14 protein-coding genes are annotated in these 12,601 nt (G+C 35.8%); 6 read left to right on the top strand and 8 right to left on the bottom strand.

All coding sequences use genetic code 11. From position 1 onward, the window contains the following. The first annotated feature begins 26 nt into the window (after nt 1-26). Entirely contained in the window at nt 27-401 is a 375-nt protein-coding gene (locus M0D58_RS11845) for a VOC family protein (RefSeq protein ID WP_248389477.1), read from the top strand. A gap of 45 nt (nt 402-446) precedes the next feature. Here the strand turns inward: M0D58_RS11845 and M0D58_RS11840 are convergent, their stop codons facing one another. The 4 genes from M0D58_RS11840 to M0D58_RS11825 form a co-directional block, all read right to left on the bottom strand. Next, nucleotides 447-671 (bottom strand): DUF3820 family protein, encoded by a 225-nt coding sequence (locus M0D58_RS11840; protein WP_248394976.1) that lies wholly within the window; start codon nt 669-671, stop codon nt 447-449. 13 nt (nt 672-684) lie between these two features. Then, nucleotides 685-1,770: an AI-2E family transporter gene (locus M0D58_RS11835; RefSeq protein ID WP_248389476.1), complete on the bottom strand. Its 1,086-nt coding sequence runs from the start codon at nt 1,768-1,770 to the stop codon at nt 685-687. Continuing rightward, nucleotides 1,770-2,519, bottom strand: coding sequence for a beta-carotene 15,15'-monooxygenase (locus tag M0D58_RS11830; protein WP_248389474.1), 750 nt, complete (start codon nt 2,517-2,519; stop codon nt 1,770-1,772). The genes M0D58_RS11835 and M0D58_RS11830 overlap by 1 nt, the downstream gene beginning before the upstream one ends. 75 nt (nt 2,520-2,594) lie before the next feature. Further along, the gene (locus M0D58_RS11825) at nt 2,595-3,317 is read right to left on the bottom strand and encodes a hypothetical protein (protein ID WP_248389472.1); all 723 of its coding nucleotides are present in this window, start codon (nt 3,315-3,317) and stop codon (nt 2,595-2,597) included. 46 nt (nt 3,318-3,363) lie between these two features. Between M0D58_RS11825 and M0D58_RS11820 the strand changes: the two genes are divergently transcribed. Together M0D58_RS11820 and M0D58_RS11815 are read left to right on the top strand one after the other, a co-directional pair. Further along, the gene (locus tag M0D58_RS11820; RefSeq protein WP_248389470.1) at nt 3,364-4,341 is read left to right on the top strand and encodes an aminodeoxychorismate synthase component I; all 978 of its coding nucleotides are present in this window, start codon (nt 3,364-3,366) and stop codon (nt 4,339-4,341) included. Continuing rightward, on the top strand, nt 4,325-4,951 hold the full coding sequence (locus M0D58_RS11815) for an aminotransferase class IV (RefSeq protein WP_248389468.1): 627 nt from the start codon (nt 4,325-4,327) through the stop codon (nt 4,949-4,951). Before M0D58_RS11820 ends, M0D58_RS11815 begins: the two co-directional genes overlap by 17 nt. Here M0D58_RS11815 and menD read toward each other — a convergent pair. Then, nucleotides 4,948-6,624 carry a 2-succinyl-5-enolpyruvyl-6-hydroxy-3-cyclohexene-1-carboxylic-acid synthase gene (gene menD, locus M0D58_RS11810; RefSeq protein WP_248389466.1) on the bottom strand — a complete coding sequence of 559 codons (1,677 nt, stop codon included), beginning with the start codon at nt 6,622-6,624 and terminating at the stop codon, nt 4,948-4,950. The genes M0D58_RS11815 and menD overlap by 4 nt on opposite strands. An 84-nt stretch (nt 6,625-6,708) precedes the next feature. Here menD and M0D58_RS11805 point away from each other — a divergent pair, with 84 nt between their 5' ends. Both M0D58_RS11805 and M0D58_RS11800 read left to right on the top strand, forming a co-directional pair. Next, nucleotides 6,709-7,659: an isopenicillin N synthase family dioxygenase gene (locus M0D58_RS11805; protein ID WP_248389465.1), complete on the top strand. Its 951-nt coding sequence runs from the start codon at nt 6,709-6,711 to the stop codon at nt 7,657-7,659. 152 nt (nt 7,660-7,811) lie between these two features. Next, on the top strand, nt 7,812-7,970 hold the full coding sequence (locus M0D58_RS11800; RefSeq protein ID WP_169231564.1) for a bacteriocin-like protein: 159 nt from the start codon (nt 7,812-7,814) through the stop codon (nt 7,968-7,970). Between the two features lie 59 nt (nt 7,971-8,029). Here the strand turns inward: M0D58_RS11800 and M0D58_RS11795 are convergent, their stop codons facing one another. Both M0D58_RS11795 and M0D58_RS11790 read right to left on the bottom strand, forming a co-directional pair. Continuing rightward, nucleotides 8,030-9,076 carry a PA0069 family radical SAM protein gene (locus M0D58_RS11795; protein ID WP_248389464.1) on the bottom strand — a complete coding sequence of 349 codons (1,047 nt, stop codon included), beginning with the start codon at nt 9,074-9,076 and terminating at the stop codon, nt 8,030-8,032. A 122-nt stretch (nt 9,077-9,198) separates the two neighbouring features. Continuing rightward, on the bottom strand, nt 9,199-9,393 hold the full coding sequence (locus M0D58_RS11790) for a hypothetical protein (protein ID WP_248389463.1): 195 nt from the start codon (nt 9,391-9,393) through the stop codon (nt 9,199-9,201). A 153-nt stretch (nt 9,394-9,546) separates the two neighbouring features. On the opposite strand from M0D58_RS11790, the gene M0D58_RS11785 reads away from it, so the two are divergent. Then, nucleotides 9,547-9,897, top strand: a complete 351-nt coding sequence (locus M0D58_RS11785; RefSeq protein ID WP_248389462.1) for a hypothetical protein — start codon at nt 9,547-9,549, stop codon at nt 9,895-9,897. Between the two features lie 16 nt (nt 9,898-9,913). On the opposite strand, the gene M0D58_RS11780 is transcribed toward M0D58_RS11785, so the two are convergent. Further along, nucleotides 9,914-12,595: a hypothetical protein gene (locus tag M0D58_RS11780; RefSeq protein WP_248389461.1), complete on the bottom strand. Its 2,682-nt coding sequence runs from the start codon at nt 12,593-12,595 to the stop codon at nt 9,914-9,916. Nucleotides 12,596-12,601: the final 6 nt, after the last annotated feature.

Below are 12,601 nucleotides of genomic sequence, written 5' to 3'. Positions count from 1 at the left end.
CAACAGAACTTAACTAACAATAACATATGAAAAAAGTAACAGGCATCGGAGGTATATTCTTCAAATGCAAAGATCCGAAGGCTTTGAAAGAATGGTACAAAACCCATCTGGGAATTGATGTGAATGAATATGGCGCAACTTTCGACTGGAAAGGCATGGCAGATTCAAATTCGAAAGGTTCGCTGACGTGGAGTCCTTCTCCTGAAACAACAACGTATTTCGAGCCCTCAACAAAAGAATTTATGATCAACTACACGGTTGATAATCTGGAGGATTTGGTTCAGGAACTGAAAAAAGAAAATATTGAAATTTTAGACGAAATGGCAGTGTATGACTTTGGAAAGTTCATTCACATTCTTGATCCTGAAGGCAATAAGATTGAACTCTGGGAACCTATGTAATTCAAAAACTTTAAAGCTAATATAAATTTGTAAATCTTCTTAGATTTATTTCCTTAAAAGACCCGAACGAATTGGAGCTAACAAATCCATCAAGCCATTTACCTTTATTTCGTAGATGGTAGACAGCTGCATTCCTAATTTACCTTTAGGCATTCCTTGCCGTTGAAACCATTCAAGATAACTTACCGGTAAATCTGCCAATATTGTTCCCTGATACTTTCCGAAAGGCATTTTCACCTCACAAATTTCTTTTAATATTTCGGGGTTTATTCCGTACTCCATTTTATACAATTAAATTAATTTTTTCCTCCAGCTCATCATCTTTATCAGGAAGCTTAAGATCCGGAGTATCATCATCCGAAAATTCATTTCTGTATACCTGAATCAGCAGCAATGTCAAAGATATAAGAATTGGTCCGAAAACCAATCCCATGAACCCGAAAAGATTCATCCCCATTATAATTCCAAAAACAGTATTTAATGGGTGAATATCTTCCAGTTTTTTTAAGAGCGTGAAACGTAAAACATTATCCGTTAATCCTACAATTACCATACAATACGCAGCCAGTCCGAGCCCGGTTCCTGTATCTCCTTCTGCAATCATGTAGATACAGATCGGTACATAGATGATTGCCGCACCTACTACAGGGATCATGGAGGCTGCAGCCGTTAAGGCGAACAGCAGTATGGGGCTTGGTGCACCAAAAATGAAATATCCTACCAGAGCAACAATTCCCTGTCCAAGCGCTACAACGGGGATTCCAATCGCATTCGCCATAATAAGCTTTCTCATTTTTTCGCCTATCAAAGATACATTCGATCTTTTCAGCGGTGCAGAAGATGACAGTATTCTTTCAAAAAATCTTGGTTTTTCAAGCATGAAATAAAGGATAAAATACATGGACATCACTACAGTTAGTGTATTGAATGTACCACTCAGTGCTTTTGTAGAAAATTGTCCGACATTGTTTTTAAGCTTATCCATATTTTCTTTACTCAAAATATCAAATCCTATTTTAGAATAGATGTAGGTATGAATTTTTTCAAGAAAAACATTAAACTTATCCATATAAGCCTGGGCATTCCCGAGCTTTTCAATCAATAGGTCACCAATAAAATAAACAGGAAGAATAAGAACAATAAGACTTGCAAACATTAAAGCCAGGGAAGAAGCCCAGGGTTTCCACTTTTTTTCTTCCTGAAGATAAAAATTATACTTTCTGCAAACCACATAAATGGTGATAGCGCCTAACACAGACGGAATGAAAAGTGCAAGATTAAAACAGATCAAGCCTGCCAAAATGAGAATTATAGCAAGCAGCGCGACCTGTTTTATTTTTATACTGCTTATTTGTTCTTCTTTATTCATTATTTGTTTAATAGTATTTGTCTTGGTTTTCCGAGGTAAGCACAATAGGCTGAATACATTACTGCAAGGATAAAAGGAGCCGTAACAATAATTCCGATGCAGCATAGGATTAATCCGGCAGCACTAATCAGAATCCCCAAAAGTGATGTACCTAAAAATGTACCATAATTGTCTTTTGCAATATTGTATGTTTTACTGAGTGCATCCATCGCCGTAGCATTTTCAAACAAGAGGATGGGATAACCCAAAAAGAAAAGAGGAAAAACAAAGAAAAAAGGAAGTCCGCATAGCGCTATGGAAATTCCTAAAATAATATTTGTAATTAAACTGTAAATAATAATATTGCCAAGATTTTGCCTGTAGCCGATAAAAAGATCCGAGAAATCAATACCAATCTTGCTATTGTATTTATTAGCAATATAGATGAGCCCTACATACAATGGAGACAATAAAACATTTAGAATAAATGAAAATGAATAATAAAAAGGAGCTCCTGGCCCGCTCCAGTAATCATATTTATAAAAACTGTTATCATCAAAATCATTGAAACTTCTGAAATCTCTGAACCCTCCCCAGGAATTATACCCTGTAACTGACTGTACAATAGTATCGGCAATTATGCATATAATCATCACTACAATCGCATAAAGAAAGATTCCTTTATACATCTCGAAAGCATGAGAAATAATAGAGCCTGTATTTCTTTCCGGAACCGAGCCCTGCTGATCAAATTCATTAAATTCTGACATGGTGTTTATGTTTTAATGTTGTTTCTACCAAATTTAATTTTTTTTGGCAGAAATTCATTAAAAAACTATGCGAAATTAATTTTTCTCTGAAAAAATAACTTTATAAAGCGAATAAATCATTGCATTCCAGAAAGGAAATGTAAATAATCCACCGATGAAAAATAACATGAATCCGATATATTTAAAGAGCACTGCTACGATGATACAAACGAATATCTCCACAAAAAACATCTTCAAAGCTTTAAAATTTAAAGAAATTGATTCCAGAATCGTGCGGTTCATGAAAAACATAATCGGAGCTACAAAAATCGTAATACAAACCCAGATTACAGGCAGAATGATGGTATTGAAGATCATTCCGTAGATCAGAAACCAAAACAGACCGTAAGAGATATATCTGAAAAAATTTGTTCCGTTGTAACCCGCCAGTAAATCTCCGATCTCAATTTTTTCTTTTAAATCGATCTTTCTGAAAATTTGAAAAAGTCCAAGATTTAAAGGATAAAGAAAAACCAGTGTTCCCAGAAATGCAAAGCTGAAATATCGTGAATTATCCGTTTTTCCAAGTTCCGCTGCTTTTGCAAGATAAGCATCCATTCCGTTTTTGTATGCTTCCAGAAGTTCCTGCTGCTGATCCAGTATTCCGAATTTTCCGGCAAAGAAAAACATAGAAGTAAAAAATATAGCAAAGTAAAGCACCGAAAACATTAGCTGAAAAACCAATGTTTTATTCCAATAGAAAAATGCCTGCTTCAGTATAAAATCAAGACCCGGTTTCTGTGGATATTTATTTTCCATTTAAAAATTTTGTGCAAAAGTAAACATCAATAATTACTTTTGCGGAATGTTTTCAGCGAATCATCAAAAATTTATGGAAATGGACGAACTTTCACTCAACAAAGTTCCCTATTTTTTCATTGTCGACTTCCCAGCCCGGAATGTTGAAATATTTAAAGAAAATGAAATTGAAAAATCTGGTTTATTAATTGATTTCCAGAACTTTTCAAACACAAAAAAACAACAGACCCTATCTAAAAATATACAATTGAAATCATTTCCCGAAACCCTGGAAAGTTTCAAAATTGGCTTTGATAAAGTACAGAAAAATATTCGCTTCGGAAATTCTTACCTTGTAAATTATACCCGGAAAACAAAAATTGAAACAAATTTAACTCTTGAAGAAATTTTTTATCATTCTTCTGCCAAATACAAAGTTTTTTATAAGGATTTTTTTGTATTTTTTTCTCCTGAAACTTTCATAAAGATTATTGACGGAAAAATATTCACTTATCCTATGAAAGGGACCATTGATGCATCGGTGGAAAATGCTGCAGAAGTTTTAAGAAATGACATCAAGGAAAAAGCAGAACACTACACGGTTGTGGATCTTCTCCGGAATGATCTCAGTATGGTTGCTGATGATGTGAAGGTGGACAAATTCCAGTATATTGATTTCATTAAGACTAAGCAGAAAGATTTGTATGCCATGAGTTCTGAAATATCGGGAACCTTAAAACCTGAATTTTACGGAAAGCTGGGCAGCATCATGGAAAAGCTGCTTCCCGCCGGTTCTATTTTAGGCGCTCCCAAGCCGAAAACCCTGGAAATTATCCTCGATGCGGAAGGATATGACAGAGGATATTATACCGGAGTATGCGGCTGGTTCGACGGTACAAACCTGGACAGCTGCGTGATGATCCGTTTTATTGAAAAGGAAGGCACTCAGATGTATTTTAAAAGTGGCGGCGGAATTACCCATATGAGCAGGCTTGAAGACGAGTATCAGGAAATGAAAAATAAAATTTATGTACCAATTCATTGAAAGTATAAAGATTGAAGACCAGAAAATCTTCTTATTGGAATTACATCAGAAACGTGTAGACGCAGCTTTCGCCCATTTCGGGAAAGAAGGAACCCTTGATCTGGCTAAAATTTATAAGCATCTGGAACATGACGAGGATGGCCTTTTTAAATTTAGAATTGTATATGATCTGGATAAGAAAATACGAACCCAGATGATTCCATACGCCATCCCGGAAATTGAAAGCTTTCAGCTGGTGGAAAATAACAGTTTCGATTATTCTTTTAAGTTTGAAGACCGAAAGGAACTCGAAAGAATGAAGATGAAAGCCAAAGCTGAAGAAATCATCATCGTTAAGAACAATCATATTACCGATACCTCTTATTCAAACATTCTTTTTTTAAAGGGAAAAGACTGGTTTACACCCAATTCTTATCTCCTTAACGGTGTGCAGCGACAGCATCTTTTAAGAAAAAAAGAAATAAAAGAAACAGAAATCAGCCTTCAAAATATTAAAGAATTTTCTCATTTCCAGATTATTAACGCTCTGAATGATTTTGATGAAAATTTCATTTATCCTATTGACAGAATCATTAATTTACCCGGAAATGAAGAATATGAAGATCTTTAACTCTCCTTTAAGTAATTGAAATATGCTTTCTGTATATCTGCATTGTTTTTACCGTGCGTATTGATTTCCAATATTTTAGGCTGACTATCAGGTTTGAAGAAATTTTCAAGAACTCGGTCTAAGGTAATATCGTCATCCACTTTTGTATAAGAGAACCCGAAATGCTTTGCCAAAAATTCCGCATTTTTGTGGTGTTTGGTTGCAATAAACTCATCCAGTGTATTAGGATTTGCATTTCCCGGACCCGGAATAATTTTAAAAATATTTCCTTCACCATTATTAAAAATCATGATTCTTACAAATGGTGGAATATATTGATTCCAAAGTCCGTTGATATCGTAAAAGAAACTGAGATCACCGGTGATTAATAAGGTAGGGTTTGTATTTTTTATGGCAAATCCCATTGCGGTAGAGGTTGATCCGTCAATTCCACTTGTTCCTCTGTTACAGTAAATTTTCCTTTTACCGTAATCAAAAAGCTGAGCATAGCGTATTGCAGAACTGTTGCTGAAGTGCACATTATAATTTTCAGGAATCATCTGCGAAGTTTTATGGAAAAAATAAAAATCTGAAAAGTCTACCGTACTCAGAAATTTTTCATGCTTTGCGTCTTTTTTGTCGCGCAGAACATCCCAGAGATTAAAATACGGGCTGGGTTCCAGGTTAATAAATTTCATCAGTCTGGTGAAAAAAACTTCAGGTTTCACTTCCACCTTTTCCGTAAGCGCAAAATACGTGTCCGGCTGCCATACTTCATCCAGATGCCAGTGCTGTTTCGGGTGTGCTTTCCTCAGAAACTGCTTTACTTTCTTAGAAACAACATTCTGCCCTACCGTAATCAGTAAATCAGGTGCATAGGTTTTAAAATCTTCTTCGGTAAAATTAAAAACATATCGGTCGATATGCCTGAAAAATTTTTCATGATGAAGATTAGAATTTGCTTCACTTAAAACCACAACAGAATGATTTTTAACAAGCTGGGTAAGCTGATTTTCCAGCTCAGGACTGTAATCTCTTGTTCCTACCAGAATCATGATTCTTTGGGAAGTGTTCCATTCCGCCACTAAATTAGAAGGAATTTCATATTCTTTCTGTCTGATTGTTTTCTCAACCGTAGGAAAGGTCGGAAGCTCTGAAACCAGCTCATACAGAGGCTCTTCCAGAGGAATATTGATATGAATCGGGCCCTGTTTTTCAATACACAGTTCAATAGCTTTCTTTATCGTGTCAAAATTGAGGTCTTCCGCGTTTTCTTTACTGTCTTCCAGCAATTGGAAATCCCCGTAAGAATGTTGATGAAAAAGATTATTCTGTCTGATCGTTTGTCCGTCAAAAATATCCACATAATCCATTGGTCTGTCGGCCGTTAAAACCAAAATCGGAATATTGGAATAAAAAGCTTCCGTGATGGCAGGATAATAATTAGCCGCCGCCGAACCACTTGTACAGGTTATGGCCACAGGTTTTTTCTCGCTCATTGCCATTCCAAGCCCGACAAAAGCAGCACTTCTTTCATCCACGATGCTGTAACAGTTGAAACTGTCTGTTTCGGAAAAATGGATTGCCAAAGGGGCGTTTCTGGATCCGGGGGAAATAATAATGTCTGAAATTCCGTACTGCTGAAGAAGATGCGCCAATATCTGAATACTTCTTTTGGAAGAATATTTTTTCATATGACAAATTTAATTGATAAATAATTAACTGTAAAAAGATTTCATTTAAAATCTGTAATTTAGCCATTCGTTAAATTTCTAAAAATGGATAAAATACCTAGTGTAGACCTGCGTGATTTCCTTTCGGGTGACCCGGAACGCAAACAGAAATTTGTAAATGAAATCGGAAAAGCTTATGAAGAAATTGGTTTTGTTGCTTTAAAAGGCCATTTTCTTGATGACAAATTGGTAGATGAATTGTATGGAGAAGTGAAAAACTTTTTTGACCTACCCACGGAAACGAAACAAAAGTATGAAATTCCGGGAATCGGTGGACAAAGAGGCTATGTAGGATTCGGTAAAGAAACTGCAAAAGGCTTTAAAAAGGGAGACCTGAAAGAATTCTGGCATTTTGGGCAGTACGTAGCTGAAGATTCCAAATATAAGGATGAATATCCGGATAATGTAATCGTTGAAGAACTTCCAAAATTCAACGAAGTGGGTAAGGAAGCTTATCAGATGCTGGAAAAGACAGGACAGTATGTGCTTAGAGCTTTAGCTCTTTATCTTGGTCTTGATGAATTCTATTTTGATGATAAAATTGCTGAAGGAAACTCTATTTTAAGGCCAATCCATTACCCTCCGATCACACAGGAGCCGGACGATGCAGTGAGAGCTGCCGCACACGGAGATATCAACCTCATTACATTATTGATGGGATCTCAGGGAAAAGGGCTGCAGGTTCAGAATCATAAGGGAGAATGGATTGATGCCCTCGCAGAACCGGATGAACTGATGATTAATGTAGGAGATATGTTGTCCAGACATACCAATAATAAGCTGAAGTCTACCATTCACAGGGTCGTAAATCCGCCGAGAGAATTGTGGGGAACTTCAAGATATTCAATCCCTTTCTTTATGCACCCGGTAAGTTCGATGTCATTAAATGCACTGGAAAACTGTATTGATGAAAATCATCCGAAACTGTATGAAGATACAACAGCAGGAGAATTTCTTCATGAACGCTTGATCGAATTGGGATTGATCAAAAAATAATTAAGAACCGGGCAATGTGTCCGGTTTTTTTTATTCTAAAATTTTAAAATAAAACAAATTTATATTAACATAAAAATAATATACCACAATTGTTTGACTTATTCATTTTTTATTTATCTTTACAGAAGTATCAAATTTTTAACGAAAACAATATGAAAAATTTAAAAAAACTAAGCAAAGGCCAATTAAAAAGTATTACAGGAGCTGGAATTAAACTTCCTGAGCCGGAATTTTGTATGTATGCATGTGGTAATGTGATTATCTGCGCAACATGCAGTAAAGATTTCAAATGTCCTGATGATACGATGTAATTCAATCAGAAACATTTTTTCATAAAAGAAGCCGTTCCTTTTGGGAGCGGTTTTTTTATTTAATCAAATAGTTTTAACTGCTGATCCTTCGAGCCGGTAAAATTTTTTGTAGTGAGTTTCGGAAATTCCTTGCCGTCAAAAAATTTCTTTCTTCCGATTTTAAAAGTATTGTGAATCATTTCCGCAATGTTCCCTTCTCCTTTCTGGCGGTCAAAAAACTTTTTTTCACCAAGCTTTCCACCACGCATCGAACGGATTAAATTTAAAACTTTTTGCGCACGGTCCGGAAAAGCATTTTCGATCCAGTTTACAAAAACAGGCTCTACTGTATCATTCAGCCTTACCAAAGTATAACCAAAACTTTGTGCTCCCGCCTCTGAGATTGCTTTTAAAATAGAAAGAGGCTCATCACTGTTCAGTCCGGGAATAATTGGGGCCACCATGACATTAACCGGAATTTTATTTTCCGAAAGGATTTCTACAGCTTTTAGTTTATTTTTTGCAGAGCTTGTCCGTGGTTCCATCTTTCTTCGCAGCTCTTCATTAATGGTTGGAATACTTAAGGAAACACTGATAATATTCTGTTCTGCCATCGGTATTAACAGATCAAGATCCCGAAGAACCAAAGCATTTTTTGTAAGGATATTTACCGGATGTCTGTAATCAAGGCAAACCTGAAGAATTTTTCTTGTAATCTCGAACTGCCGTTCTGCGGGCTGATAGCAATCCGTATTCCCGGAAAGTAAAATAGGCTCCGGTTTATACCCTCTTTTCTGAAAGAATTTTTCCAGTAGTTCAGGAGCATTTTTCTTTACCATAATTTTTCTTTCAAAATCGATTCCCGCACTATAGCCCCAATATTCATGTGTAGGCCTTGCAAAACAGTAGGAACAGCCGTGCTCACAACCCTGGTAAGGATTCATGGAATATTCCATCGGGAGATCTTCGCTTTTCACCTGATTTACAATAGTTTTCGGGAATACTTCGGTAAAAGATGTTTTCAGGGCTTCATAGTCTTCATCTTCCGGCTCATAGGTATATCGGTCGAAACGGTTGATTATGTTTCGCTGAGCTCCCTGTCCTTTTATGATATTTTCATTCTGCATGATTTTGTAAAATTAGAATGGAAATCCTGGAAAATAATAAGTTTTAACATGAAAGTTTTCCACAAAAAAAACCGGCAGCCTAACGGTACCGGATTACAAAAAATTGGATATATCGTGTTTTATTATTTTAGAGCATAAAATTCAATACCGTGATAGTCTTCTTCCACATTTCTATTATCAAAATGTCTGTGATAATCAGAATAGGAATCACTGTATCTTTTATCTTTTCTGTGTAATATTTTTTTAATTCCGATGATACTTAATACTGCCAGAAGACCAACACCTCCCGCCAGTAAAACGCCAACTTCCTTTTTCATATTTCGTTTGATTTATTACGGTGATTACTGCAAAAAGTATACCCAATATAAATTGCCAAATATAAATTTTTGTTAATACGATTTATCATTTTTATAAAATACCATAATAAGATGATTGGTTTAATTATTGCATCTTAAAAGAAAAATATTATTATGGAAGGCACAGGAAATATTGACAAAATGACCACACTAAGTCAGGTTATGACAAGACTCACTCAAAGAGGTATCCACAGAGAATTCAGAATGAATGAAGAATGTGAAATGAAACTGGAAAACTCTGAGAAAGTATATCAGCCAAATGAACTTACTATCATAAAAACTTATCGTTTCGAAGGCCCAAGCAGTCCTGATGACAACGCCGTTTTGTATTTGGTAAAAGATACTGAAGGGAATATCGGAATGATTATCGATTCTTATGGTGCAGGAAGCAATTATCCAAAAGAATTTGATAATTTCCTTCGTGAAGTTCCTATTCTGGAAAGCGACGAATTTGATTTTGATTAATATAAAAAGTCCGAAACTATTCAGTTTCGGATTTTTCTTTTTTCCGGAAGACTCCTTTTAGAAATCCTTTCTTTTCTTTATCATTTTCTTTTACCTTCTCTGTTTCGGGATTCTTCTTAATAGCTTGTCCAACTTCCTTGGCAGACGCTTTCATCTCTTTTACATCCTGTTTTACATTCTTTACAGCGGCAGCCGTTTTATCAACCGTTTTCTTGGCCTTATCAATATTGATTCCTATTAATGTTTTCTTTAACCCCTGCTCAATACCTTTCCAGAAAAGATTGAAAAACGACTTAGTAGGATCTCTTTCCACATCTTCCACATCCACGTCTTCCGGAAGCTTCCCGGAATCAGATTTCACCAGCAGGTTGGCAACCACCGTAAGAAAACCTTTTTTATCCTTATTTTCTTTATCCAGAATGGTTACTTTAAGATCTTTATGTTTAAGATTAAATTTTCCGTCCAGTCCTTTTGGATTTCCTCTGAAATTAAAAAGCATTTCCTGAATAGTCCCGGTAGCCGTTACATGAAGATAAGGTCGGATAAACGGATTAATTCCCGTAGCCGGAAGATTGGTGGTTCGTCCCGAAATAGCAAAACGGTCACCTTGGTCTGCCACATCAAAATTCCAGTTTACCGAAAGCGGTGCAAGATTCATAAAAGAACAGTTGATTTTAATATCAACCCGCGTTGGATTTCCTTTGATTTTGGCAGAATTTAAATTTTTAACATTCATATTAAAATTACTGAAGGTCAGTTTCCCGGGACCGGCACTTTCCGGCGTATCTTCCTCATAGACCAATTTTGAATCTTTAAGGTTAAGATTATTGACAACCATCGGGATTTTAATAGATCTCAGCATTCTTGAATACAAGGGTTTTTCTTTCGGATCATCTTCCGGAATTTTACTTCTGAAAATATTGGCATCTGCATTACGGATTGTAACGTTTGAAGCGCGGATTAATTTCTGATCAGAAAATAAATCCCAGGTTCCGTTCGCTGTAATCTGGTTTGCCGTGATATCATACAAATCACTTTCCACAGGAATCATTTTGATAAACTGCGCTCTCGAAACCAAAGGCTTCATTGCAAATGCTGTTACGTTTATCGTATTCTGGTCCAGCTTTAAAAATCTTGCCGTCATATTGTAGAATTTCGCCTTATAACCGAAGTTTTTAGTTGAAACAGCATATTTACTTATTTTTGCTTCAATTCCCGAATTATCCTTTTTATTAATGAGCTGAATATCATTTACGGTTGCATTAAGATCCTGAAAACTGAGCGGCTGGTTATTTTTAGAGTAAATAATATCCGAATTCTGCAGTACAACTTTCCTGATTATTATGGGAAATTGGATCCCGTTAAAATTCTGCTTTTTGCGATTAACTGTTTTACCTGTTCCGGCAGTAATTTTTCCTTTGACACGGCTCATGAGAACCTCATTGACATCAAGATTCATCTTTTTATCAGTAAAATCCCATTTATTAATTGTAAACCGGATATAATCTGTTAAGAGATTCATTGAGGTTTTTTCAGGAGCACTTCCATTAGGAACGACAGAAATATTCCTTAATTCTCCTTTTTTAGGATTCAGGCTGATGTTTCCGATTGTAAAGTCCTGGTGATTGGAAAATAAGACATCTCTGCCTGAAATCTGAAAGTTTTTATATCCTACGGGGATGAGCTCTTCTCTGGTTTCTTTATCAAATCTCAGCTGGTTGACATCAACGTTAAGGTTTTTAGCATATAAAAGCTTATTACCATCAGGCTTCATGACCTGAATGGTTGCATTGCTCATTTTTATATTTTCCAGATCCAGCTCAAAGTCGGAAGGTTTCTTTACCCTTACAGGAACAACATCCGTAGTGTACATCAAGAGATTGGGTTCGTAAAAACTTGCATTGGAAAGAGACAACTTATTCTTTTTCAAAACAAGATCTTTGAATTCCATTTTTTTAATGGCAAATTGGAAAAGCTTATTTTTTTTCGGATAATATTTTTTAAACTGTTCAAAATCCAATACCGGAACCAACTGAAAGTTGTCGACCGTCATTTGCCCGTCTGATGTCCTGATAGCATCTATCTTAAGAGCATATACATCATCGGGACGAATAAAAAAATTCTTCCCTTTAATATCGTAGGCATCAAAAACAACAGGAAGCTTATCTTCCACCGATTCTTCAGTTAACTGAAGATTTTCCACATACAGATCAAGATCCTGAACCGAAAGAAATTTTTGTTTAGTATGCCTGAAAACACTGACATTCCCATCATTGATCCTGATATTTTCAAATTTTACAGGATTTCTCTTTTTCCCGGTTTTATCATCTACCGGCTTGGCGAGAATTACGTTGAGATTTGGTTTGGAAAGTAAAAGATCCGATGAGCTGATCTGCTTATTAAATAACGCATCATAAATCCCGAACCGGCTTATTTTGAGTGTATCTATTGTTCCCTGAAGACCAATTACATTATTATTTTGGGGATTTTTATTATTAACTGATATTTTTGTTGCAAGAATATTTCCTGACAGCAGATCTACTTCCAGGCTTTTATAGGAAACCTTATAATCGGTATTGTTTTTAATGTAATTCGGAAGCTGGGTTTTAAGCCAGATGTTAAGTCCGAAATTCGCTAATAAAATAATCACCAACAAAATTCCCAGACCAACAAACAGCTTTTTAACCCATTTTTTCATGATTGT

This window comes from Chryseobacterium nepalense (assembly GCF_023195755.1).
Classification (GTDB): Bacteria; Bacteroidota; Bacteroidia; order Flavobacteriales; family Weeksellaceae; genus Chryseobacterium; species Chryseobacterium nepalense.
Note: the sequence above shows the minus strand (reverse complement) of the source record. Positions and strands in the feature narration are given on the sequence as shown.